Raw genomic sequence first — 23,543 nt, forward strand, 5'->3', positions numbered from 1 at the left:
TCGAGCCGTGTCCACCCCGGACCGGTCGTCCCGTTCGCCGCCCGGGTCATCGCGTCCCGGCCGGGAGTGTGAGCGTGAGGTCGCGCGCCTGGAAGGCGGAGCGCTCGCCGGCGTAGGCCTCCCCGAAGGCGGTCCCGGCGGCGTTCACGGTTCCGTTCGGGACGGTGACCGGCACCTGTTTCCCGGACGGCGCGCGGACGACGAGCGTGCGGCCCTGTGTGTAGGCCGTGATCTCCCCTGCGCGCAGTGCCGCGCGCCAGGCCTCCTGCCGCTGGAGCACCGTGCCCAGTGCCGTCATGCGCGCGTTCACGACCGGCGCGGCGGCGGCGAACGTCGCCCTGTAGTCCCCGAGCACACGGTCGAGCAGCGGATAGAGCAGCCGGTCCTCGGCGATGTTGGACTGGTGGACGTAGTGCGGCCGCGGGTCGTTGCCGAGGACGTGGTACAGCGCGACGCGCGCGTCGATGGGGATGATGTGCGCGTCGTAGCCGGTCTCGGGATCGAGCGGGTCGATGCAGGTCGTGGCGGGGTTGTCCTCGCACAGCCCGCTGCCGCCGTCGGCCCGGGCCGTGTAGATCCAGTTGTACTCGTCGACCTCGTCCTCGCGCGTGGCGACGTTGAAGAACAGGCTCATCGGATGGCGCGGCAGCGTGCGCGCCGACCCGATCTGGCGCTGGGGCTCGCCGCGCGAGGCGTCCGAGGCCAGCCACCGGATCCCCGTCTCGGTCAGCGCCGGGGCCAGGGCGGGGTTGTCGGCGGGCTGCTGCGGAAGGATCCTCATGCCGGAGTGCTCGCCGGTGACCAGCTCGCCCGCGGGCACGCTGAGGCCCTTGCCGCGCGCCCAGGCGAGGTTCCTGGAGATCTCGTCGCGGATCTTGGCCTGGCTCGCGTACTCCGGCAGGCCGGTGACCGGGTCGGTCACACAGCGCCAGGGCGAGACGGTGAAGTCGCGTTCGCACCCGAGGTACTCGTGGCCGAACGTGTGGTTGAGCCAGCGGAAGCTCGCGCGCTGCGCCACGAAGGCGTCGGCGAGGGGGTCGGTGCCGTAGTCCTCGATCTGGTCCTCGTTGCCCTTGCCGTTGAACGCCATCTCGAGGCTGAACGAGCGGCTCCGTTGCCATTCGGCGGCGTACCGTACGTCGGCCGGGACCATGCGGATTCGGGGCAATACCGGCTCCTGCCGCGGGCAGTCGCTGCCCGGCGTGCAGTTGCGCTGGGCGTCCCAGCGGGCGTTCGGCAGGAAGATGTCGTCGACGTGCACCGAGAAGTAGTTGCGCTGGTAGCCGAGGTGCACGCCGCGGGTCAGCCACGTGATGAGGCCGTGGGCGAGGGCGCGGAAGTGCCACTGGTGCGCGTTGGCGGCGAACGTCAGCACCATCTCGGACCGGCCGCCTCTGGTGTGGACGCCCGCCAGCACGCCGGTGACGCCGTGGGCGGTGGTGGTGACGTACGGGACGAACGAGGTCCCCGCCGCCGGGTCGTCGGGCAGCGGGGCGGCGACGTAGCCGTAGCTCTCGTCGATGTCGGGATCGACGTCCTCGAACCGCACCGGACCGCGCAGGTACTGGTGGGCCCCCGCGAGGGCGGCCGGGGTGACCGCCGTCGTCACGCCGTCCAGCGGCCCGGAATAGCCGGGCGACGCCAGCCCGACGGCGGGCGACGGGTAGACGTAGGCGTCGAGCTGGCGGATGCCGAACCGCTTCTCGTACGCCACCAGCGCCTGGAACTCCGCGCTCCCGCCGAACGGATCGGCGTTGGGCAGGACGACCCCCTGGTACTTGGCCCGCGGCACGCCGCCCACCGTGTCGCTCAGGAACGCCGCGTCGATCACCGGGCGGCCGGGGTCGCGCAGATCGACCAGCCGGTACGGGACGCCCTCGGCCGCGAGCCGGTCAGCGATGGCCGAGATCGTCGCGTCGCCGTTCGTGACGACCAGGACCCGCAGGTCGACGCGCGGCTCGGCGGCCGTCGCGGCCGGGTGCGGCGGGAGGATCCAGGCCATGGCGGCCATCAGGGCGAGCAGGCCTCCGGCCGCCCTCCGGCGTACTCGCTGCACCCGTGCCTCCTCGCGCGATGACGGTCCCCCGGCACCGTTACCGACTGCCGCGTCACCGCCGCGAGCCGAAGGAAAGTTCCATGAGGAGAATGGGTGCGCCCGTCGCGCGAGTAAAGGGAATTGCGGGCCCGTCCTCGTCCGGGACCGGTCCTAGGACCGGTGATAACGCGTTTCAGTTACCGTCGAGTTCATTCCAGCGGAATGCCGCGTGCTCCCGGTCGTAGACGCCGAGCCGTTTGTAGATCTGATGGACGTGGTTCTTGACCGTCTTTTCGGCGATCACGAGCCGGGCGGCGATCTGGCGGTTGGTCAGCCCGGCGGCGACCAGGTCCATGATCTCGGCCTCGCGGGGCGTCAGCAGCGCCCGCCGTCCCGACACGGTGAGCTCCCCCTCGTGCAGGCCGCGCACGAGCGCGGTCATGACGGGCGGGGAGACGCAGGCCTCGCCCTCGGCCACGGCGCGCACGACGTCGACGAGCTCGCAGGGCTCGAAGTGCCCGTACAGCAGGCAGCCGTGCGCCCCGGCGGCCAGGACGCGGACCAGCGACCGCGGGCTCACGCCCGCCGACAGGACGATGACCCGGGTGCGCAGGTCGGCGTTGTGCAGCGCGGTCACACGCTCTCCCAGCGGCGGCCCGCCGAGCAGCACCACCTGGGGCCGGTGCCTGCGGACCCGGTCGACGAGGGCATGGTCTCCCGCATGGCCGCCGCCTCCCCCGGTGCCGCCTCCGCCTCCGCCGCTGTCTCCGCCTTCGTCCCCGTCTCCGTCGCCGACGACGACCAGGGCCGGGTGCGCGTTCTTCAGCGACGTGTGCAGGCCCAGCCGGATGACGGGATTCTCCTCGGCGATGAGCACCTTGACGGTCTGCCTGGCCGTACCGGTCACCGCATCGATCCTCTTGTCCGGTCGGAAGCGGGAACGCTCCGATGAGCAGGGTTCAACTGATCGTAGTTGATGTGGAGTCAAGGGCCTTCGGACCGAATTCGCCCGGCCGCACCGACATCGGGAAAGGCCCGCGGCTAAATGACGGCCGATTCATGTGCCTGTAATCCGTTAACGCATACGGCAACGGAGGTGTGATCTTCTTACTGACGCCTTGTCCGGATCGTGACCGGTCTAGGCCAGTCGGGTCCACGCGGCGGTCAGCGGGCGTTCTCCCAGTCCACCACCCGCAGCGCGAGGAACAGGTCGACCCGGTCGGGGAAGCGGCCGAGGTCGCGGCCGGTCAGCTCCTCGACCCGCCGCAGCCGGTAGCGGACGGTGTTGACGTGGACGTGCAGGTCCGCGGCGCAGCGCTGCCACGAGCCCGAGTGTGCGAGGAACGCCGCGAGGGTCTCCACCAGCCGGGCCTCGTGCTTGCCGTCGTACTCCTCCAGGCGGCCGATGAGCCCCTCGCGGAACCGCTGCCGTACGCCGCGCGGCATGGCGGCGATCAGCACGTCCACCGAGTCGACCTCGTCGCCGCTGGTGACGGCGACGGGGTCGGAGCCGAGCGCGGCGAGACGGCGGGCGTTGCGGGCCTCCTGCAACGCCTCGCGGGGACCCGACCGCGCGGCGGCCACGCCGCTGAGGCCCGCGGTGACGCGGCGGCCGGGGAGCGCGGCGCCGAGCAGGCGGGCGGCGGTGCGCAGCCGCCGCGCGGCGTCGCGGGCGTCGTCCTCGACCAGCGCGAAGGTCGCGCCGCCTCGGTCGGCGGCGGCGACGGCGACGCCGGTCCGGTGCCCGAACAGGTCCTCGATGAGGAACCTGGCGACGGCCGCCCCGTCCGGCCCGGTCACCGACACCGCCACCGCGATCGGCCGCCGCGTGAATCCGAGGTCCGCCAGCAGCTCGCCGGCCGCGCGGGCGGTGCGGTCGTCGTCGAGGACGCCGCGCACGAGCCGGTCTCCGAGCGCCCGGGTGGCGTTCGCCCGTTCGGCCTCCCGGGCGAGGTGCGCCCCCAGCGCGGCCGCGAGGTCCCCGGCCGGAACGGTCAGGTCGCGATCGTCCGGGTCGCGGACCGCCAGGAGGTACCCGGCGGGCGGCTTGGGCGCCGGGAGGAGCGGGCGGAGGGCGAAGCGCGAGCCGCCGATCGACACGGTCCGCGGCTCGCCGCCGGCGCGGTGGAAGCGGCGGGTGATGGCCTCGGCGCCCTGCGCGGGCAGCTCATCGGTGGCGGCCAGGGTCCGGCCGGTGGGACTGATGATCCAGCATGGGCGGTCCAGCTCCGCGGCGAGCAGGGCGAGCGGGGCGCTGAGCGCGCCGCTGGCGGCGACCGACGCCAGCAGCGCGCCCCGCCGGTCGCCCGCGTCGCGGGTGCTCTCGGCGGTGACCCAGCGGGTGAGGGTGGCGAACGAGACGTCGGCCGGCACCTCCAGCAGCGGCAGCCCGTGCCGCTCGCAGGCGGCGACCAGGTCCGGCGGGATCTCTCCGAGGGCCGCCGCTCCGGCCCCGAGCCCGACCGCGCCGCGGCGGGCGACGGCGGCCACGAACCGCTCGGAGTCGCCGGGCTCCCGCCGCCACATCAGCCCGGTGAGCACCAGTTCGCCGCCCGCCAGATAGCGGCTCGGATCGGGCAGGTCGGTGGTGAACACCCACCGCACGGTCCGGTCGGGAAGCTCGGCGCCGGTGAGCACGCGCAGTCCCAGGCCCTCGGCGCGGACCAGCCCGCGCAGCGTCGGCCGGGGCACCGCTATCCGCCCCCGGCCTCGTCCGGCTCCCCGGCCCCGTCCGGCCACCAGCGCTCGGCCGCCAGCCGGACGGCATCGATGATCTTCTCGTAGCCGGTGCACCGGCACAGGTTCCCGGCGAGGGCCTCCCGGATCTGCTCGTCCGTCGGCCGGTAGCCGCGCCGGACGAGGTCATGGGCCGCGACGACGAAGCCGGGCGTGCAGAATCCGCACTGCACCGCCCCCGCCTCGACGAACGCGCGCTGGACGAGGTCGAGCTCGCCGTCGTCCCCGAGGCCCTCGACGGTGACGACCTTCCGGCCGCGTGCCTGCCCGGCGGGCACCAGGCACGCGCAGGCGAGCACGCCGTCGAGATAGACGGTGCAGGAGCCGCACTCCCCCTGCTCGCACGCGTTCTTGCTGCCCGGCAGGCCGAAGCGCTCCCGCAGCACGAACAGCAGGCTCTCGTGGGCCGCCACCTCGTCGGCGCACCGCCGTTCTCCGTTCACATGGCATGACAGCCGCATCCGCGGTTCTCCTTTCCCAGTTCGGCCCACGCCCAGGTGAGGGTGCGGCGGGCGATCACGGCCAGCGCGTGGCGCCGGTAGGCGGCGGTGCCGCGGACGTCGTCGATCGGCACGGCGGCGGCCCCGACGTGCGCCCCGAACTTCTCGGTCAGCGACGCGGGCAGCGTCCGCCGCGACTCCCAGAACCCGCCCGCGGACAGTTCCCCGGCCAGGAAGCGCTCCGCGGACCCGGCGCGGCGCGGCGTGGGCGCCGCCGAGCCGATGCCGGTGCCGACCGTGCGGGCGTCCAGGTCGATGGCCACGGCGAACGAGCAGACGGCGATGACCATCGCGTTGCGGGTGCCGATCTTGGCGAACTGCTGCGGGCCCCGCGCGACCGGCACGCGCACGGCCGCGATCAGTTCGTCCGGTTCCAGGGCGTTGCGCTTGACGCCGGTGAAGAAGTCCTCGACCGGGATGGTCCGCGTGCCGCGCACGGACGCGGCCTCGACCGTCGCGCCGCCCGCCAGCAGGGGCGGGTGGGCGTCCCCGGCGGGCGAGGCCGAGCCCAGGTTGCCGCCGACCGAGCCGCGGTTGCGGATCTGCGGGGAGCCGATCGTGCGCGCCGCCATGGCGAGCCCGGGCAGCGGCCGTGCGAGCCCGCCGACGATCCGGGCGTACGGCTCGGCGGCGCCCAGCCGGATCGACCCGGCGTCGCGGTCCCAGCCGGTGAGCTCGGGGATCCGGGACAGGTCGAGGAGCGCGGGCGGCCGTGCGCGGTCGAAGTTGAGCTCGACCATGACGTCGGTGCCGCCGGCGACCGGCAGCGCCTCGGGCCGTTCCGCCCGCAGGGCCAGTGCCTCCGCCCAGCTCGTGGGCTGCAGGTGTTCCATGGGTCAGTCCTTTCCGAGCCGGGCGAGCAGCCGGGCGGCCCGGTCGCGCGCCGCGGCGCTCAGGTCGATCGGCTCGCCCTCGAAACCGGGGCCACGCGTGGCGTCCAGGCCCATCCGCGAGGTGGTCCCGTCCTCGCCCGAGGACGGGTCGAGCGGGCTGCCGGGCAGGCCGCCGACCACGAACAGGTCGCGGTGCGGCTGGAAGTGGGCCGCCAGCGCCCACAGGACGGCGGCGTCGTCGGTGACGTCCACGTCGTCGTCGACGGCGATCACGGTCTTGAGGTACGGGTCCCAGCCGAGCAGGCCCAGCATGACCTGGCGGGCCTGCCCGGCGCGTTTGCCCTTCAGCGCCACGTAGGCGTGGAAGTGCGTCCCGGAGTTGGGATAGTGCAGGGCCGTGACGTCGGGGAAGCGGGTGGTGAGCTGTTCGGCCATCTCCGACTCGCGCGGGACGCGGGCCAGGTTGAGGTGTTCGGCGGAGTTGCCCGCGACCACGTCCAGCAGGAGCGGGCCGTCCCGGCGGCAGATCGTCTCCACCCGCAGCACGTTATTGGTCGAGCGGTGCGACGAGTAGCCGGAGAACTCGCCGAACGGCCCTTCGGGGGCGTGGTCGTCCGGGTCGATGACGCCCTCGATGACGTAGTCGGCGGTGGCGGGCACCCGGATGCCGTGCCGGGGCGTGCGCACGACCTCCAGCGGCGCGCCGAACAGGCCGCCCGCGATGTCGCGCTCGTCGACCCCCGGGCCCACCCGGGCGGACGCCGCCAGCATGAACAGCGGATGGCCGCCGATCACCATCGCGACCGGCAGCGGCCTGCCGAGCTCGCGGGCCCGGTGCAGCAGCCGCCACAGGTCGCCGCGCGAGTGCAGGCTGAGCGCGAGCTCGCGGGTCGAGTGCGGCGTGGCGCGGTGGTAGCTGAGGTTGCCGGCGCCGCCGTCGGGATCCTCCGCGACGACGATCCCGCTGGTGATGTAGCGGCCGAGGTCGGACGCGAAGTGCCGGATCATCGGCACCGCGGCGAGGTCCGCCCGCTCCCCGGCGAGCACCTCGGCGAGCACCGGTCCGTCACCGGCCACCCGAGGCGGGCAGGCGCGCCGCGCCCCCGCCTGGTACGCGCCGTGCAGCCCCTCCGGGCCGGTGCCGAGCAACGCCGCGATCCGCCGCCGCGACGCGAAGACGTTGGTCACCAGCTCGACGCCGAGCCCGGCGATCCTGGGGCAGCGGATCAGCTGGTCGCGGCCCCGGGCGGCCAGCCCGAAGGCGAGCGCGCTCACGTCCTCGCCGCCCGGGAGCTCCTGGTCCACGACGAGCACGTCGCCGGGCGAACGGGCGGTGTACTCCGCGAGATAGGTGTGCAGGTCCTGTCCGTCGGTCACGGGTTCTCCTCCGGAGCGTCGGGGCCCGTCCAGCGGCGGAAGAGGTGGTGCTCGACGCCGAACTGGTCGAGCACCTTGCCGACGGTGTGGGCGATGAGGTCGTCGATGGTGCGGGGCCGGGCGTAGAAACCGGGGACGGGGGGCAGCACCGTCGCGCCGGCCTCGGTCACGGCCGTCATGTTGCGCAGGTGGACCAGCCCGAGGGGCGTCTCCCTGGTGACGAGGACGAGCCGCCTGCGTTCCTTCAGGGTCACGTCGGCGGCCCGGCTGAGCAGATCGTCGGTGTAGCCGTGCGCGATCGCCGCGAGCGTCTTCATCGAGCACGGGACGACGGCCATGCCGAGGGTCGGGAACGAGCCGGACGACACGGCGGCGGCCAGATCGCGGGCGTCGTGGACGACGTCGGCCAGCGCGCAGACCTCGTCCGGATCGCGCCGCGCCTCCAGTTCGATCGTGCGCCGGGCACCGGCCGAGACCACCAGATGGGTCTCGACCGTGCCGAGCTTGCGCAGGGCCTCCAGCAACGCGATGCCGTACTGCGGGGCACTGGAGCCGGAGATCCCGACGACGAGGCGGTTCATATGGATCCTTCCTCTGCCTGCTCCCAGCGCGGCACCGGCAGGTGGTGGAAGAGCAGATTGAGCAGGACGGCGGTGACGGTGCCCACGGCGACCCCGCTGTCGAGGAACAGCCGCACCGACTGGGGCAACTCGCCGTAGGCGCCCGGCAGGGCCATCGGCACGAGCCCGACGCCGAGCGAGACCGCGATGATCACGAGGTTGGGGGTGTCGCGCCGGACGTCGGCCAGCATCCGCAGCCCGATGACCGCGACGGTGGCGAACATCGCGAGCGTCGCGCCGCCGAGCACCGGCTTGGGCACGGCCGCCACGACCCGGCCGAAGACCGGCAGGACGCTCATCAGCACGAGGATCACCCCGGCCGTCGCCGTGACCCACCTGCTGCGCACCCGGGTGAGGCTGACCACCCCGATGTTCTGCGTGAACGTGATGTAGACGAACGACTGGAACACCCCGCCGAGCGCGCTGACCACCCCGTCGGCACGGAGGGCGGCGGCGATGTCGCGGGGCGCGGCGGGCCGGTCGACGGCCTGCCCCACCGCGAGCACCTGCCCGGCCGTCTCGACCATGAGGACGAACTGGATCAGGACCAGCGACAGGCAGGCCACCACGTTGAACGACGGCGCCCCGAAGTGGAACGGCTCGGGCACGCCGGCGATCGGCCCGTTCCCCACGTGCCCGAAGTCGGCCTGGCCGGTGAACAGCGCCACGAACGTCACCAGCACCATCGCGATGAGGATCGACAGCTGCGCCAGCAGCGGCGGCAGGAACCGGTAGAGCAGGACCACCACCAGCAGCGTGAGCCCGCCGAGCGCGATGCCGGGCGGCGCGCCGAAACCCGGATCGCCGGGCCTGCCGCCGAAGACCATGCGGGCGCCCGCCGGGATCAGGGTGATCCCGATCAGCGTGATCGTGGTGCCCACGACCACCGGCGGGAAGAACCGCAGCAACCGGCCGAACAGCGGCGCGCACACGACCATGAACGCGCCCGCGATCATGATCGAGCCGTACATGACCGCGAGCCCGTACTCGGTGCCGATGAGCACCATCGGGACGACGCCGTTGTAGGCCGCGCCGATCACCAGGGGCAGCCGCGCGCCGATCCGCCACACCCCGGCCGACTGGAGCAGCGTGCCGATCCCGCAGAGCAGCAGGTCGGCGGCCACGAGCGCGACGACGTCACGGGTGGGCAGGCCGAGGCCCGCCGCGACGATGAGGGGGACGGCGATCGTGCTGGCGTACATGACCAGCACGTGCTGGACGCCGAGGGGGACGAGCCGCCCGAGCGGGGGCAGCTCGTCGACGGGATGCTTGGGGTCGGTGGACAGGTCTTTCGTGTGCACGCCGGCACCTCCAGGCTCCCCGAGTCGGGATCCGCCCGGCCGGGCACGCGGCCCGGCCGGGCGGAGCGCTACTTCGCGGGGGCGGGTACCGGGTCGGCCACGGCGTAGGTGTCGGTGAGGCGCGCCTGCGCCTCCTCCTGGGTGCGCGGCGGAGGGGTGGGCTTCAGGCCGAGGAGCTTGGCCATGTTGTTGCCCAGGTATCCCTCCAGGTCCTCTTCGGACAGGTGCATGCCCTGCGGCGGCGGGCCGCACAGGACTTCCAGCTCACGCGCCCACATGCCGGGCTCGTTCGGCGGCGAGTCGGTGCCGAACACCAGCTGGTGCCGCTCCATCTGCTGGGCGAACTCCACGATCCGCGACTGCAGCAGCCAGCCGGACTCGCCGTAGACGTTCGGGCTGTCGAGGATCATGTAGAGGGCCTCGAAGCAGTAGACGCCGCCGGTCTGCACGCCGAAGTGCGCCAGGATGAAGTTGACGTCCTTGAACTCCCGGATGATCGGGTAGAACTGCGTCGGGATGGAGTACGGGCCGTCGCCGGTGTGGATGAGCACCACGAGCCCGAGCTCGTCGCAGACCCGCAGCACCGGCCGCAGCCAGTCCAGGGCCCGGTCCGGGCGGTAGGCGTGCATGTTGGCGTGGAGCTTGACCATCTTGTAGCCGTACTCCTTGACGTGGAACTCCAGCTCCTTGGCGCCGTTCTCGGGGCCGAACCGCGGGTTGTACATGAAGTTGCCGATGAACCGGTCCGGATACCGCTGGATCAGCTCGGTGATGTAGGCCATGTAGTCGCGGATGCCCTCGCGGCCGGTCCGCATCCCGTCCTGCCAGACGCTGTTGCCGGGCGGCGGCATGATGCAGCCGTAGTCGATGCGGCGCGGCTTCCCGTTGATCATGTAGGGGCCGTCCATCATCTCGATGGTGCGCTCGCCGGTGAACGGGGAGCCGTCGTGGCGCCACGCCTGGTCCACGATGTTGGTCGGGTGCATGTGGGTGTCGATGATCAAGGTGGTGACCTTTCTTGCCACGTGAACTTCAGTGGCCGGCCACGGTCGGCAGACCGTACCTACGCCAGGTCAGGGAGTACTCACCTCCTCACCGAGCCCGGCCAGGCGGTCGGGGCGGACGGGGACGCGGGGCAGCTCCAGCCCGGTGGCGTCGCGCAGGGCGTTGACGATCGCCGGGGTGGAGGAGAGGGTGGGCGGCTCGCCGACGCCGTTGAGGCCGTACGGGGAGTCGGGATGCGGCAGCTCCAGGAGCTCGATCCGGACGGGCGGCATGTCGAGGATCGTGGGGATCAGGTAGTCGGTGAACGAGGGGTTGCGCACCTTCCCGTCGACGACCTGGAGCTCCTCCATCAGCGCGAGCCCGAGCCCCTGGGCGCTGCCGCCCTCGATCTGGCCCTCGACGGCGCGCGGGTTGACGGCCTTGCCGACGTCCTCGGTGGTGGCGAGCTCGACGACGCGCACGAGTCCGAGTTCGGTGTCGACCTCGACGACCGCGCGGTGCGCCGCGAAGGCGAACGCGATGTGCGCGTCCCCCTGCCCGGTCTCGGGATCGATGCGCTGGGTCGGCCGATGGCGGTACTCGTAGGTCTCGGCGAACTCCTCGCCCGCGAGCAGTTCGATCAGCGGGATCGCGGTCTCGCCGTCGGCCTCGCGGATCACCACGCCGCCTTCCAGCGCCAGCCCCGCGGCCTCGGCGCCGAGGAGGTCGGCGGCCCGCGCGAGCACACGCCGCCGTACGGCATCGCAGGCGCCCTGGACCGCGCCCGCCGTCATCCAGGTCTGGCGCGACGCCGATGAGGAGCCCGAGTCGCCGATGAGGGTGTCGGCGTTGCGGACCTCGACGCTGAAGACGCCCAGCTCGGTCCGCGCCACCTGCGCCTGGACGGTGACCACGCCCTGCCCGCACTCCGACGCCGCGCAGTGGACCTCGGCATGGGGAACGCCGTCGCGGATAGCCAACGTGACGCGCGCGGTGCAGTAGTCGTCCACGCCGCCCGAGTAGCCGATGGCCTTGACCCCGACCGCGTAGCCCACACCCCGGCGCAGCGACTCCCCTCGCGTCACGTTGCCGAGGCCGCCGGGCCAGGTGCGCGGATCGCGGTGATGACCGGGGTCGGGCGGCATCGGCATCGCGGCGAGCCGTTCCAGCAGCTCCGCGACCGGCGCCGGGCCGTCGACCTCCTGGCCGGTCGGCAGGACCGTTCCGGGCGTCATCGCGTTGCGCAGGCGCAGTTTCACCGGGTCGATGCCGAGCTCGCGGGCGAGCTTGTCCATGTTGGACTCGGCGGCGTAGCACGACTGGACGGCGCCGAATCCGCGCATGGCGCCACAGGGAGGGTTGTTGGTGTAGACCGCGAAGCCGTCGATGTCGGCGTGGGGCACGTCGTACGCCCCGGCGGCGAAGTAGCAGGCGTTGGCGATGACGACCTGGGACGTCGAGGTGTAGGCACCGCCGTCCAGGAGCAGCCGCGCCGTCAGGTAGACGAGGCGGCCCTCACGCGTCGCGCCGTGCTCGACGCGGATGCGGGCCGGGTGGCGGTGCACGTGCCCGAAGAACGACTCCTCCCGGTTGTAGACCATCTTGACGGGCCGTCCGGTGCGCAGCGCGAGCAGGCAGGCGTGGATGTGGACCGAGAGATCCTCGCGACCGCCGAAGGCCCCGCCGACGCCGGACATCGTGAGCCGGACCATGTGCTCGGGGAGCCCGAGCGACGCGGCGACCTGGCGCCGGTCCTCGTGCAGCCACTGGGACGAGACGTGCAGGTCGACGCCGCCCTCGCCGTCCGGGACGGCCAGGCCGGACTCGGGGCCGAGGAAGGCCTGGTCCTGCATGCCGACCTCGTACTCCCCCGCGACCACGACGTCGGCGCGTTCGCGGGCGGCGGCGACGTCACCGTGCCTGATCTTGACGTGCCGGACGATCCGGCCGGAACCGAGGGCCTCCTCGGGATCGGTGAGCGGCCGAAGGACCTCGTACTCGACGACGATGCGGTCGAGGGCGCGGCGGGCGGCCTCCGGATGCTCGGCGGCCACCACCGCGACCGGCTCGCCCTGGTAACGGATCACGTCGGCGGCGAAGACCGGCTGGTCGGAGACCTTCATGCCGTACGTCGCGCTGCCCGGCACGTCGCCGTGGGCGAGTACCGCGTGCACGCCGGGCACCTCCAAGGCGGGCGCCGTGTCGAGGCGGACGATGCGGGCGTGCGGGTGCGGGCTGCGCAAGGTGGCACCCCACAGCATGCCCTCACGCCTGATGTCGGAGGAGTATTCGAAGGTGCCCCGGACCTTGGGCACGCCGTCGGGGCGGCGCGCGCTGCTGCCGACTCCGTCAGGGGCCGCGGTGCGTCGCCGCCGCCCGGTGGTCATCGTGCTCACGCTGGGTGGGTCCTTCCTCCGCGCCGGGGGCGCGCTCCGTGGCCTGGCTCAGCCGGACGCGCAGGCGTGTGACGTGGTTGCGCGCGGCGCGTTCGGCGGCGTCGGGATCTCCCGCCGCCATGGCCTCGTAGACCTTGCGGTGCTCCTCCAGGGCGAGGCGCGGCGCGTGCGGATGCCGCCACAGCGTGTGCAGGCCCAGATGGGCCCGCCCCTGGAGCTGGTCGAGGATGTCGATGAGATGGGTGTTGCCGGACAGATTGCGGATGACCTGGTGGAAGCGCATGTCCTGCTGGATGTGGGCGCCCTCGCCGCCGCCCTCCGCGAGGACGCGTTCGTGCGCGGCGAGGATCTCCTCCAGCCGGGTCAGCGCCGCGACGTCGAGGCGCTCGGTGGCCAGCCGGGCCGCGAGCCCCTCCAGGGACTCGCGGACCACGTAGAGCTGGCGCAGATCCTCGATGTCGACGCTGCTGACCTCGGCGCCGCGATGCGGGACGTGGGTGGCGAGCCCGTCGTGGATGAGCCGCTGCACGGCCTCGCGCACGGGGCTGCGGCTGATGCTCATCCGGTCGGCGAGCGCGGGCACGCTCAGCGCCGTGCCGGGAGGCAGCCGGTTTTCCAGGATGGCCGCCCGCAGTTCGTCATAGGCGCGTTCGGCCAGCAGGCTGCCGGCGGCGACGCGCTGGACGGACGAGTAGGCCGTCATCTCCACATCCTCATCACGGTTACACATTACATGTAATCTTGCGCGAGCACCATGGCGCGCGCGATCAGATCCTTCTCGTCCAGGCGCGTGCTGCGGCCGTCGGCGATGAGCACCTCGCCGTCCACCAGCACGGTGTCGACGGTCCGAGAGCTGCCGGTGGTGAGCAGGCTCGCACCCGGGTCGAGCACGGGCACGCACGCCAGATCCCGGTCGAACCGCAGCAGCACCAGGTCGGCCTGCACGCCCGGCACGACGCCTTCGGGCCGGTCCTCCAGCCCGACGACGGCGTTGGCGCCGGTCGTGGCCAGCCGCACCATGTCGGCGAAGCCCAGCAGATCCGACCGGCCGCGCACGGCCCGTTGCAGGTAGGCGCCGATGCGCATGGTCTCCAGCGCGTCCTGGGTGTCGTTGCTCGCGGCGCCGTCGACGCCGAGTCCCACCCTGATCCCGGCCTCCAGCATCTCCGGCACCGGCGCCACGCCGCTGCCCAGCCGCATGTTGCTCAGCGGGTTGTAGGAGACGGCCACGCCGCGGTCGGCGAGAATCGCGCGCCCTTCCGCGTCGAGCTTGCAGCAGTGCACCGCCAGCAGCCGGTCCCACAGGAAGCCCGCCTGATCCAGGTAGGCGACCGCGCCCATGCCCGCGTGCTCGCGGCACATGTCCTCGTCGGTCGCGGTCTCCAGCAGGTGGATGCTGGCGGGCATCCCGCGTTCCGCCGCGAAGGCGCGCACCCGCCGCAGGCCGTCCGGGGTGAGGGATCTGGGGTTCGGCACCGCGACGCCGAGGGTGATCCTGCCGCCCGCCGTGCGCGCCGCGAGCTCGTCCACGTGCTCCAGAACGGCGTCCAGCGGTTCCATGAGCCGGGGTTCGAAGCCCCATCTGCGGGTCTCGTCGGGACGGTCGGCCACTCCCCTGCACACCACCGCCCGGATGCCGGTGTCCTCCAGCGCGCGCAGGACCGCGTCGTGCACCTCGCGGGAGGGATGCGGCCACATGTGCTCCACGAGCGCGGTGGTCCCGCTGCGCAGCGCCTCGACGGAGGCGCAGGCCGCGGCCACGTACGCCTGCTCCGGGGTGAGGGTCACGGTGCCCTCCGCCACGTACCGCAGCCAGCGGATCAGCGGCTCGCCCTCCGCGATGCCCCGCATGATCGACTGGTGGAGGTGGGTGTGGGTGTTGACCAGGCCGGGGATGAGGTGTCCCCCGGCCCCGTCCACCACCTCACCGGCGGCCGGGCGCGTACCGTGCGGCTCGACCGCCGTGACCCGGCCGTCGCGGACGCGCACGTCCTGCCCGGCGAGCCAGCGGCCCTGCGACCACACGGTCACATCGCGGATGAACGCCTCACTCATGGATCTCCTTGGGGGCCGGCGAGACCCGGCCGGTCTCGTTGAGCAGCAGGTTGAGCAGGAACGCCGCGATGCCGCCGGCGGCGATCCCGCTGCCGAGGACGGTCTGCGCGACGTCGGGGAACCGGTCGTACAGGTGCGGGGCGCCGACCGGCATGAAGCCGAGGCCGAACGAGACGGCCACGACCAGCATGTTGCGCGAGTCGGTCAGGTCGGCCTGCGCCAGGATGCGCAGGCCCACGGCGCCGACGACGCCGAACATCACGACGCCGACTCCGCCGAGGACGGGGCCCGGCAGGGACGCGACCACCGCGCCGAGCTTGGGCACCAGGCCGAGGACGACCAGGATCACGCCGGACCCGGCGACGACCCAGCGGCTCACTACCTTGGTCATGCTGACCAGGCCGACGTTCTCCCCGAACGTGACCATGGTGAAGGAGTTGAAGACGCCGGCGAACGCGGTGGCGGCGCCGTCGGCGCGCAGCGCCCGCGCCACCTCGGGCCGGCCGACCTCGCGGCCGGTGATCTGCCCCATGGCGAGCGTGTCGCCCGCCGACTCGACCATGTTGACGAGCTGGACGATCACCATCGGTAGGATCGCCGACAGCAGGAACGTCGGCGCGCCGAACTCGAACGGCGCCACGAAGCCCACCAGATCCGCGTCCCGCACGGAGCCGAAGTCGGCGATGCCCATCGGGATCGCCACGAGCGTCCCGGCGACCAGCGCGAGCAGGACTCCGACCCGCGACAGCATCGGCGGCGCGAACCGTTCGAGCAGCAGGATGAACACGATCGTCCCGCCGGCGAGCCCGAGGTCGCGCAGCAGGCCGTAGTCGGCGGCGCCCGGATCGGGACCCGCGATGAGCGCGGCGGTCGAGGGCACCAGGCTGAAGCCGATGATCGCGATGACCGACCCGGTGACCAGCGGCGGGAAGTACCGCAGCAGCCGGCTGAAGTGGGCGGCGGCGACGAAGGTCAGCACGCCCGCGACGAGCGTGGCGCCGAACACGGCGGGCAGCCCGCCGTCCTTGCCGACGATGATGGCCGGGCCGATGCCGGTGAACGTGGAGCCCATGACGATCGGCAGCCGCACGCCGATGCGCCAGACGCCGACGGTCTGCAGCAGCGTGGCGACGCCGCTGACGAACAGGTTGGCCGTGATGAGGGCGGCGATCGTGTCGCCGGGCAGGCCCAGTCCGGAGCCGATGAGCAGCGGGACCGTGACCATGCCGGAGTAGGCGATGAGGACGTGCTGCACGCTGAGCGGCACGAGCGTGCGCAGCCGGGGCACGGTGTCGACCGCGTCCCGGCCGGGTTCGCCGCCCGCGGGAGGATCTTCAGGGGGCCGTTCGGAGACTGAGGACATGGCGCTCCCTCCCCTCCCGCGGCACACGGGAGATGGCTTTCCGAGCCATCAACACATTGCATGTAATGTGGTGACCGCCGCAAGTACACCAAACGGACGGCGCCCGTCCTACTGGGCGTTACTACGAACCCGGCCGCCTGGCGACCGGGTTCGTTGTAGGCCTCCGTCAACCGATGCGACGGCGCACGCGCCGTGTCACGCCGGGGGCAGGTCCAGCAGCGCCGCCAGCGCCGCGCGGTGCCGGTCGGGTGTGCCGAACGCCAGGGAGATGCTCTTGGCTCGCTTCAGGTACAGGTGCGCCGGGTGCTCCCAGGTGAACCCGATGCCCCCGTGCATCTGGACGCACTCCTCCGCCGCCTTCACGGCGACGGCCGAGCAGTGCGCCTGGGCGACGGCCACCGCGATCTCGGTGTCGGGGTCGCCGGCCGCGACGCAGTCCGCGGCGTAGCGGGCGACGGCGCGTGCCTGCGTGATCGATGTCCACAGGTCGGCGAGCCGGTGCTTCAGCCCCTGGTAGGAGCCGACCGGGCGGCCGAACTGGTAGCGCGTCTTCAGGTATTCCACCGTGGTGTCCAGGCACCGTTCGGCCAGGCCCAGCTGTTCGGACGCCAGCAGCGCGGCGCCCGTCAGCAGAGCCGTGCGGACAGCGCCGGCGGCGACCTCGCCGGTGGCGATCCGGCGGGCGGGCACGTCGGCGAACGCGATGTCGCAGAGCCTGCGGGTCATGTCGAGCGAGGTCACGGCCGTCCGGCGCGCGTCCGCGGCGTCCACCGCGTACAGGCCGTCCTGTGCGGGGACCAGCAGGACGTCGGCGGCGAGGCCGTCGGCGACGCTCGTGACGGCACCGGTGAGCGCGCCGTCCGCGGCCTGCGCGCCGTCGCGCAGCACCACGCCCGGGGCGGTGGTGAACGGCACGGCGAGCACGGCGATCCTGTCTCCGGCCGCCAGCTCGGTGAGCAGGTCCCGCTCCCCCGCGGCCAGGAGCGCGGCGGTCGCCAGCACGGCGCTGCCCAGGAACGGCACGGGCGCGACCGCCCGGCCGAGCTCCTCCATCGTCACCGCGGTCTCGCGCCACGTGGCGCCCGCGCCGCCCAGCTCCTCGGGGACCGGCAGGCCGGCGCAGCCGAGCTCGGCGGCCACCGCGCGCCACAGCTTGGCGTCGTACGGCTCGTCCCGTTCGGTCCCGGCGAGCACGCCCGCCCAGGCGCACCGGTCGTCGAGCAGGCCGCGCAGGCCCGCGCGCAGGTCGTTCTCGATCTCGCTGTACAGCAGGTCGCTCACTTGGGGAGGTCCTTCCACGCCACGTCCTTGTCGACCCGGATCTCGCCCGGCAGGCCGAGCACGCGCTCGGCGATGATGTTGCGCAGGATCTCCGAGGTGCCGCCCTCGATGGAGTTGCCCTTGGCACGCAGGTAGCGGTAGCCGGGCGAGCGCCGGGTGAAGTCCACCGCGCTCGGGCGGCGCATCGTCCAGTCGTCGTAGCGCAGGCCGTCCTCGCCGAGCAGTTCGAGCTCCAGGCCGGAGACCTCCTGGTTGAGCTTGGCGAAGGCTAGCTTGGCCGCCGAGCCCTCTGGGCCGGGCTGGCCGGCGGTGAGCTGCTGGCGCAGCCGCTCACCGGTGAGGCGCGCGGCCTCGGTCTCGACCCACGCGCGCAGCAGCGCGTCGTGCAGTCCGGCGGTGCGCAGTTCCGGCCGCTCCCGCCACGTCCTGGCGACCACGCCGATCATGCCGCTCTCGCGCGGCGTCGCGGCGCCGCCGATGGCGACCCGCTCGTTCATCAGCGTGGTGGTGGAGACCTGCCAGCCCTGGCCGACCTCGCCGAGCCGGTGCCCGTCGGGGATCACGACGTCGGTCAGGAAGACCTCGTTGAACTCGGCCTCGCCGGTGATCTGGCGCAGCGGCCGCACCTCGACGCCGGGGGCGGTCATGTCGCAGACGAAGTAGGTCATGCCGCGGTGCTTGGGCACGTCCGGGTCGGTGCGGGTGACCAGGATGGCCCAGCGGGCCTCGTGGGCCATGGAGGTCCACACCTTCTGCCCGTTGACGATCCACCGGTCGCCGTCGCGGACCGCGCGGGTGCCGAGCGCCGCGAGGTCGGAGCCCGCGCCCGGCTCGCTGAAGAGCTGGCACCAGACCTCCTCGCCGGTCCACAGCGGCCGCAGGAACGTGCGCTTCTGCTCCTCGGTGCCGAACGCGAGGATCGTCGGCGCCGCCATGCCCAGCCCGATCCCGTTGCGCTCGGGCTGGTTGCGCGGCGCGCCCGCCGCCGCGAACCGCGCGTCGACGGCGGCCTGCAGGGCGCGCGGCGCGCCGAGGCCGCCGTGCTCCTCCGGATAGTGCACCCAGGCGAGGCCCGCGTCGTACCGCGCCCGCAGGAACTCCAGCGGCTCCGTGGTCGCGGGATCGTGCGCGGCGAGGAACTCCTCGACCCGCGCCAGCAGGTCGTCGGCATCGGGTGGTGCTGTGCTCACTGAACGGACCTCCACATACCAACCGGTCGGTATGGCCACCTTAGGAAGCCCCGGCCGGGCCCGTCAACAGCCGGGATCAGGAGAGTTCGGTGGGCAGGGCGGCCCGGTGGAGCACGGTGAGCGTGCTGACGGCGCGGGTGAGGACGACGTAGAGTCGGGCCAGCCCGCGCTCCTCGGCGGCCACGATCGCGGCGGGCTCGGCGACGATCACGTGGTCATACTCCAGTCCCTTGGCGAGGGACGCCGGAACGATCAGGACCCGCTCGTCCCCGCCGGGGTCCGGGCCGAGCACACCGTGCGCCAGGCCCGCCTCGCCCAGCGCGTCGGCGTACGCGGGAACGGCGTCGTCGGGCACGATCACGCCGATCGAGCCCTCGCGCTCCAGCGTCGCCGTGAGCGTCTCGACCGTGCCGGCGGCGAGTTCCGGAACGCGCCGCACGGTCAGCGCGCCCGCTCCGGGCCGCAGCGACCGCGGCACCGCGAGGCCGGGCGCCACGTACGGCAGGAGCCGCGCGGCGAAGTCCAGCACCGAGCCCGGGACGCGGAAGCCGAGGGTCAGCTCGGTGACCTCGCCCTCCTGGCCGAGGTGCCGCAGCACGTCCTTCCAGGAACGCGCGGACCAGGCGGTGGTGCCCTGCGCGAGGTCGCCCAGCACCGTTGCCGACCCGGTGGCGCAGCGGCGGCCCAGCGCGCGCAGCTGCATCTCCGACAGGTCCTGTGCCTCGTCGACCACGAGATGTCCCAGCGAGGGCGTCCGCTCGATCAGGTCGTCGAGCTCGTCGAGCAGCGCCCGGTCGGCCGCGGTCCACTTGGCCGAACGAGGGGAGCGCGCAGGCTTCGCCCACCCGATCGCCGACTGCTCCTCGCCCGTGAGCACTCCCCTGGCGGCGGCCCGCAGCTCCGCCGGGTCCGACAGCAGCCGGAAGAGCACCTGCTCGGCGGTGACCTTGGGCCAGACCTGGTCCAGGAGCTGCTTGACCGGCGTGGACCGGGCGACCTGGTCCTGCACCCGGTCGTCGGGCGCCTCGCCGCGCTCCTCCATCCGGACCAGGATCTGGTGCGCGAGCCGCTTCGCGAACGAGGTGCGGCCGTTGCCGTACCGCATGGTCCCGCGGAGCGACGCGGCGGTCTCGCGGACCTCGTGCTCGGCGAGCCGGAACCGGCTCGCACCGCGCGTGACGACCAGGCCCTCCTCCGGCTTGCGCAGGTGGCGCCAGAGTGCCCTGCGCAGCACGTCCGCCATCCTGGCGTCGCCCTTGACGGCCGCTACCGCGGCGGGCTCGCGGGCCGTGGGCTCGCCGAGCAGGTCGTCGATGGTCGCCTGGTCGACCTGGACCTCGCCGAGCGCGGGCAGCACGGCCGAGATGTAGGCCAGGAACGCGCGGTTGGGGCCGACGATCAGCACGCCGGACCTGGCCAGCCGCTCCCGGTGCGTGAACAGCAGATACGCGGCCCGGTGCAGCCCGACGGCGGTCTTGCCGGTACCGGGCGCGCCCTGCACGCACACGGTCCTCGGCAGGTCGGCGCGGACGATCACGTCCTGGTCCGGCTGGATGGTGGCGACGATGTCGCGCATCGGCCCGGTGCGCGGCCGTTCGATCTCCTCGGTGAGAATCCGGGAGGCCGGCTGGGGAAGTCCGGGGGCGCCGCCGTCGAGGGGCTCGTCCTCGAAGGCCGTCAGCTCGCCGCCGCTGAAGCCGAAGCGCCGGCGGCGCCGCCAGCCCATCGGGTCGGCCGGACCCGCCTGGTAGAACGCCCGCGACACCGGCGCCCGCCAGTCCAGGACCAGCGGCCGGCCCTCGTCGCCGTCGTGGATGTGCCGCCGGCCCACGTACATCGTGACGGGCAGGTCGCTGCCCGCGTCGTCGTGGTCCATCCGGCCGAAGAACAACGGGGTGCCGGGATGGTCGGCGAGCGCGGCGACGCGCAGCTCCAGCTGCGACTCCAGGATCTGCTTGGACACCCAGTCGGCCGCGACGTCGGCCGAAAGCGACGCGGTGTGCTCGCGCATCGTGCGCAGCGCCGCGCGGGACTCGGCCAGGTGCGCCCGCTCGGCGGCGAGGATGTCCGCCTCGGTGATCTCGTGTTCGGCTGCGGGTTCGGCTGCGGGCATGCGAGCAGACCTCCGGGCGAGGGGTGGTCGAGGGCGAACCGAACAGCTTACCGGCCGCCGCGGAATCTAAAGATTCAACTCCAGGACGCCTTCCGGCCCGGCACCCGTCGAACGACCGGCCCGGCGCCGGCGATATCGAGCCCCCTCACCAGGCACGACGCCGCCCTGACCGGATCCGGCCGGACCGAATTTTCAGCGTTTAGAGCCGGACATCCAGAGTTTGGCGGGCCGCCCCGGCCGCCGTCTTGAACCGCCCGCGTTCCGGGCGCACGCTACGGCGCGGCGGTTCCGGGGGTACCGCCCGTCCACCCCGACGAAAGGAAGGAGCGGAAGCGTGATCCACCAGAGACGGGCAGCCCTCGGCATCATGGCCGTACTCATCGGCCTGCTCGTGACGGCCCTCCCCGCCGGCCCCGCCGCCGCGCGGCCGGACCGCCCGCAGGCCGATCTCACGCAGGCCGTGACCACGGCCATGCACCAACAGCTCGCCGCGCAGGCCAGAGGCTCCTACGGCCTGAGCGCCGGCGCCCCCCTGCGCACGCTCGTCGAACCTCAGCGCTGGTCATCCGGCCGCGACTGGACGTTCGGCAGCTCGGTCTTCCTGATCCCGAAGGGGATCGAGACCGCTCCGGTGACCTCGCTCTTCGTGGCCCGGCTGACCGGCGGCGCCTGGAAGGTCGGGCTCCAGGGCACAACGGACTTCGCGGCCCTGTCCCACCAGGCCCCGTCCTCGGTGGTCAAGGAGACCGAACGCCTCCCGTTCGCGCGGACGGCCGAACCGAAGTCCCTCTCCGCCGACACCGGCCTCTCCCTGCCGTGGAAACAGGGCACGGGATGGGGACACTGGGGCGTGCACGGCAACAGCGGCCAGTCCCGCCCGTACAACTCGATCGACTTCTACGGCGGCGACGGCAACGTGCTCGCCTCCCGCGCCGGCACCATGTACCGCCACTGCACCAGCGGCGGCCGGTGGCCGCACATCACGGTCATGCACGACAACGGCTACACCACCGGTTACTACCACCTGCGCGACACCACCGGCAAGGCCAGCGGCAGCCCGGTCAACCTCGGCGAGTACCTCGGCCGGATCGCCGAAGAGCTGCCGTGCGGCGGGTCGGCGAACGGCGACCACACCCACTGGACGCTGTGGTCGGGATCGGGCGGCAACACACCGGTCGCGGTCCAGGGCAAGACGATCGGCGGCTGGACCTGGTACGAGGGCGCGTCGGCCTACACCGGTTACGCCGAACGCGGCGGCACGAGGATCTACCGCAACGCCTGCTGCAACCTGATCAACTACGGCGGGGGCGGCGATCCCGGGAAGGTCTTCGAGAACGCCGCCAACGTCACCATCCCGGACCAGGGCACGGCGGAGTCGTCCATCACCGTCAGCGGGGTGTCCGGCAACGCCCCGCGGACGTTGTCGGTCTACCAGGACGTCCACCACACCTGGCGCGGTGACCTGCAGATCGACCTCGTCGGGCCCAGCGGCAGGACCTACCGCCTCCGCGACGGGAACTCGGGCGACGACGCCGACATCATCCACGAGACCGACGTCGTGGACGCGTCGGGCGAGGTCGCGAACGGCGTCTGGAAGCTGCGGGTCCGGGACCTCGACGTCAACGACACCGGTTACATCGACGCCTGGAGCCTGACCTTCTGAGCTCCCTTCCCCGCGGGCGGGACGTCCCCTCGGTCCCGGCCCGCACGGTGAGCCCGCACGCGCGCACATTCCGGTGCGCGTGCGGGCCTTCCCGCAGGTCCGGCGGAGGAGTACCTTCGTGATCATCTAGGCCCGCCCGCGCCGCCAGGAGGTCCCGCCGATGACCCCGACCACGCGCACCACTCCCCGCGGCCCCGCCGGCGCCCAGCGCGCGGGCTCCTTCGACGAGGCGCTCCGGGCCGCCATCCAGGCCCGCGGGCTGAGCCTGGAACGGTTGCACGCCCGCCTCGCCGAACGCGGCATCCGGGTGAGCCTGGCCAGCCTCAGCAACTGGCAGCGGGGCCGATGCCGGCCGGAGCGTTCCAACTCCCTGCACGCCGTGCGCGCCCTGGAGGAGATCCTCGGCGTGCCGCCGGACTCGCTCGTGGCGCGGCTCGGCCCGCCGCGCCCGCGCGGGCGCTGGGTGCGGCATGTGCCGGGCGCGCTGCCCTACCGCGACATCTGCGAGGTGCACGGCAGCGTCGACCGGCTGCTGGACCAGATCCAGAACCCCGGCGCGGGGCAACTGGAGTGGCTCAGCTGCCACGAGTGGTTCATGGCGGGGCCGGGCCGTGAGGAACGCACCGTGCACACCAGGCTGGTCCTGCGCGCCCGTGCGGACGGTGTGGACCGGCACGTGGCGCTGCATCACAACGAGGACGGCATGCTTCCCGACGTGCGCCGCGCCACCTTCTGCAGAGTCGGCCGGATGCGCACCGACCCCGCCGCCGGGGTCACGGCGATGGAGTTGCTGTTCGAGCGGCCTCTGGAGCGAGGTGAGACCTACGTCGTCGAGTACGAGTTCGGCTATGGCGTCGGCGGGCCGTACGCCACGCACTACGACCGCTGGTTCCGCTATCCCGCGCACGAGTATCTGCTGCAGGTGCAGTTCGACCCGCTCGCGCTGCCCACGCGGTGCTATCGCTACTGGCAGCCGAACATCTCGACGCCGCCCACCGACGTCAAGGAGCTGCGGCTCACGAGCTGGCACACGGTGCATCTCGCCAAGCTGAACGTCAAGCCCGGCGTGCACGGCATCCGCTGGGAATGGGACTGA

The 23,543-nt window shown here is 73.0% G+C and carries 18 protein-coding genes; 2 read left to right on the forward strand and 16 right to left on the reverse strand.

Translation table 11 applies throughout. The annotated features are described in order from the left end of the window. Positions 1 to 46 precede the first annotated feature (46 nt). The 16 genes from ABD333_RS15115 to ABD333_RS15190 all read right to left on the reverse strand — a co-directional run bounded on the left by ABD333_RS15115 (position 47) and on the right by ABD333_RS15190 (position 20,784). On the reverse strand, positions 47 to 2,056 hold the full coding sequence (locus ABD333_RS15115; protein ID WP_344541375.1) for a hypothetical protein: 2,010 nt from the start codon (positions 2,054 to 2,056) through the stop codon (positions 47 to 49). A gap of 172 nt (positions 2,057 to 2,228) precedes the next feature. Further along, complete coding sequence (locus tag ABD333_RS15120; RefSeq protein ID WP_344541376.1) at positions 2,229 to 2,942, reverse strand: LuxR C-terminal-related transcriptional regulator; 714 nt, start codon at positions 2,940 to 2,942, stop codon at positions 2,229 to 2,231. A 257-nt stretch (positions 2,943 to 3,199) separates the two neighbouring features. Continuing rightward, on the reverse strand, positions 3,200 to 4,726 hold the full coding sequence (locus ABD333_RS15125) for a PucR family transcriptional regulator (RefSeq protein ID WP_344541377.1): 1,527 nt from the start codon (positions 4,724 to 4,726) through the stop codon (positions 3,200 to 3,202). Positions 4,727 to 4,728: 2 nt separating this feature from the next. After that, positions 4,729 to 5,232, reverse strand: a complete 504-nt coding sequence (locus ABD333_RS15130) for a (2Fe-2S)-binding protein (protein ID WP_344541378.1) — start codon at positions 5,230 to 5,232, stop codon at positions 4,729 to 4,731. Next, the gene (locus ABD333_RS15135) at positions 5,211 to 6,104 is read right to left on the reverse strand and encodes an FAD binding domain-containing protein (RefSeq protein WP_344541380.1); all 894 of its coding nucleotides are present in this window, start codon (positions 6,102 to 6,104) and stop codon (positions 5,211 to 5,213) included. Before ABD333_RS15135 ends, ABD333_RS15130 begins: the two co-directional genes overlap by 22 nt. Before the next feature lie 3 nt (positions 6,105 to 6,107). Further along, positions 6,108 to 7,481 carry a UbiD family decarboxylase gene (locus ABD333_RS15140; RefSeq protein ID WP_344541382.1) on the reverse strand — a complete coding sequence of 458 codons (1,374 nt, stop codon included), beginning with the start codon at positions 7,479 to 7,481 and terminating at the stop codon, positions 6,108 to 6,110. Next, entirely contained in the window at positions 7,478 to 8,062 is a 585-nt protein-coding gene (locus ABD333_RS15145; protein ID WP_344541384.1) for a UbiX family flavin prenyltransferase, read from the reverse strand. The genes ABD333_RS15140 and ABD333_RS15145 overlap by 4 nt, the downstream gene beginning before the upstream one ends. Beyond that, the gene (locus ABD333_RS15150; protein WP_344541386.1) at positions 8,059 to 9,402 is read right to left on the reverse strand and encodes a nucleobase:cation symporter-2 family protein; all 1,344 of its coding nucleotides are present in this window, start codon (positions 9,400 to 9,402) and stop codon (positions 8,059 to 8,061) included. The genes ABD333_RS15145 and ABD333_RS15150 overlap by 4 nt, the downstream gene beginning before the upstream one ends. Before the next feature lie 68 nt (positions 9,403 to 9,470). Continuing rightward, complete coding sequence (locus tag ABD333_RS15155) at positions 9,471 to 10,406, reverse strand: amidohydrolase family protein (protein ID WP_344541388.1); 936 nt, start codon at positions 10,404 to 10,406, stop codon at positions 9,471 to 9,473. 69 nt (positions 10,407 to 10,475) lie between these two features. After that, a complete protein-coding gene (pucD, locus tag ABD333_RS15160; RefSeq protein WP_344541576.1) occupies positions 10,476 to 12,773 on the reverse strand; it encodes a xanthine dehydrogenase subunit D in 2,298 nt (765 codons plus the stop codon). Beyond that, positions 12,736 to 13,485: a GntR family transcriptional regulator gene (locus tag ABD333_RS15165; protein ID WP_344541390.1), complete on the reverse strand. Its 750-nt coding sequence runs from the start codon at positions 13,483 to 13,485 to the stop codon at positions 12,736 to 12,738. Before ABD333_RS15165 ends, pucD begins: the two co-directional genes overlap by 38 nt. A gap of 26 nt (positions 13,486 to 13,511) precedes the next feature. Next, positions 13,512 to 14,837 carry an amidohydrolase family protein gene (locus ABD333_RS15170; protein WP_344541392.1) on the reverse strand — a complete coding sequence of 442 codons (1,326 nt, stop codon included), beginning with the start codon at positions 14,835 to 14,837 and terminating at the stop codon, positions 13,512 to 13,514. Continuing rightward, positions 14,830 to 16,200, reverse strand: coding sequence for a nucleobase:cation symporter-2 family protein (locus ABD333_RS15175; protein ID WP_344541394.1), 1,371 nt, complete (start codon positions 16,198 to 16,200; stop codon positions 14,830 to 14,832). The genes ABD333_RS15170 and ABD333_RS15175 overlap by 8 nt, the downstream gene beginning before the upstream one ends. A 195-nt stretch (positions 16,201 to 16,395) precedes the next feature. Next, the gene (locus tag ABD333_RS15180; RefSeq protein ID WP_344541396.1) at positions 16,396 to 17,481 is read right to left on the reverse strand and encodes an acyl-CoA dehydrogenase family protein; all 1,086 of its coding nucleotides are present in this window, start codon (positions 17,479 to 17,481) and stop codon (positions 16,396 to 16,398) included. After that, positions 17,478 to 18,671 carry an acyl-CoA dehydrogenase family protein gene (locus ABD333_RS15185; protein WP_344541398.1) on the reverse strand — a complete coding sequence of 398 codons (1,194 nt, stop codon included), beginning with the start codon at positions 18,669 to 18,671 and terminating at the stop codon, positions 17,478 to 17,480. Before ABD333_RS15185 ends, ABD333_RS15180 begins: the two co-directional genes overlap by 4 nt. A gap of 76 nt (positions 18,672 to 18,747) precedes the next feature. Further along, positions 18,748 to 20,784, reverse strand: coding sequence for a HelD family protein (locus ABD333_RS15190; RefSeq protein WP_344541400.1), 2,037 nt, complete (start codon positions 20,782 to 20,784; stop codon positions 18,748 to 18,750). Positions 20,785 to 21,118: 334 nt separating this feature from the next. Between ABD333_RS15190 and ABD333_RS15195 the strand changes: the two genes are divergently transcribed. Both ABD333_RS15195 and ABD333_RS15200 read left to right on the forward strand, forming a co-directional pair. After that, on the forward strand, positions 21,119 to 22,447 hold the full coding sequence (locus tag ABD333_RS15195) for a proprotein convertase P-domain-containing protein (RefSeq protein WP_344541402.1): 1,329 nt from the start codon (positions 21,119 to 21,121) through the stop codon (positions 22,445 to 22,447). A gap of 160 nt (positions 22,448 to 22,607) precedes the next feature. Next, on the forward strand, positions 22,608 to 23,543 hold the full coding sequence (locus ABD333_RS15200; RefSeq protein WP_344541404.1) for a helix-turn-helix domain-containing protein: 936 nt from the start codon (positions 22,608 to 22,610) through the stop codon (positions 23,541 to 23,543).

Origin of the sequence: Actinomadura fulvescens (assembly GCF_039533225.1) — a bacterium.
Taxonomy (GTDB): Bacteria; Actinomycetota; Actinomycetes; order Streptosporangiales; family Streptosporangiaceae; genus Spirillospora; species Spirillospora fulvescens.

Excerpts from the sequence above, each read along its gene's own strand:
- ABD333_RS15130 (WP_344541378.1), bottom strand. The coding sequence starts at position 5,232 with ATGCGGCTGTCATGCCATGTGAACGGAGAACGGCGGTGCGCCGACGAG.
- pucD (WP_344541576.1), bottom strand. The coding sequence starts at position 12,773 with ATGACCACCGGGCGGCGGCGACGCACCGCGGCCCCTGACGGAGTCGGC.
- ABD333_RS15200 (WP_344541404.1), top strand. The coding sequence starts at position 22,608 with ATGACCCCGACCACGCGCACCACTCCCCGCGGCCCCGCCGGCGCCCAG.
- ABD333_RS15165 (WP_344541390.1), bottom strand. The coding sequence starts at position 13,485 with ATGACGGCCTACTCGTCCGTCCAGCGCGTCGCCGCCGGCAGCCTGCTG.
- ABD333_RS15170 (WP_344541392.1), bottom strand. The coding sequence starts at position 14,837 with ATGAGTGAGGCGTTCATCCGCGATGTGACCGTGTGGTCGCAGGGCCGC.
- ABD333_RS15175 (WP_344541394.1), bottom strand. The coding sequence starts at position 16,200 with ATGTCCTCAGTCTCCGAACGGCCCCCTGAAGATCCTCCCGCGGGCGGC.
- ABD333_RS15190 (WP_344541400.1), bottom strand. The coding sequence starts at position 20,784 with ATGCCCGCAGCCGAACCCGCAGCCGAACACGAGATCACCGAGGCGGAC.
- ABD333_RS15145 (WP_344541384.1), bottom strand. The coding sequence starts at position 8,062 with ATGAACCGCCTCGTCGTCGGGATCTCCGGCTCCAGTGCCCCGCAGTAC.
- ABD333_RS15135 (WP_344541380.1), bottom strand. The coding sequence starts at position 6,104 with ATGGAACACCTGCAGCCCACGAGCTGGGCGGAGGCACTGGCCCTGCGG.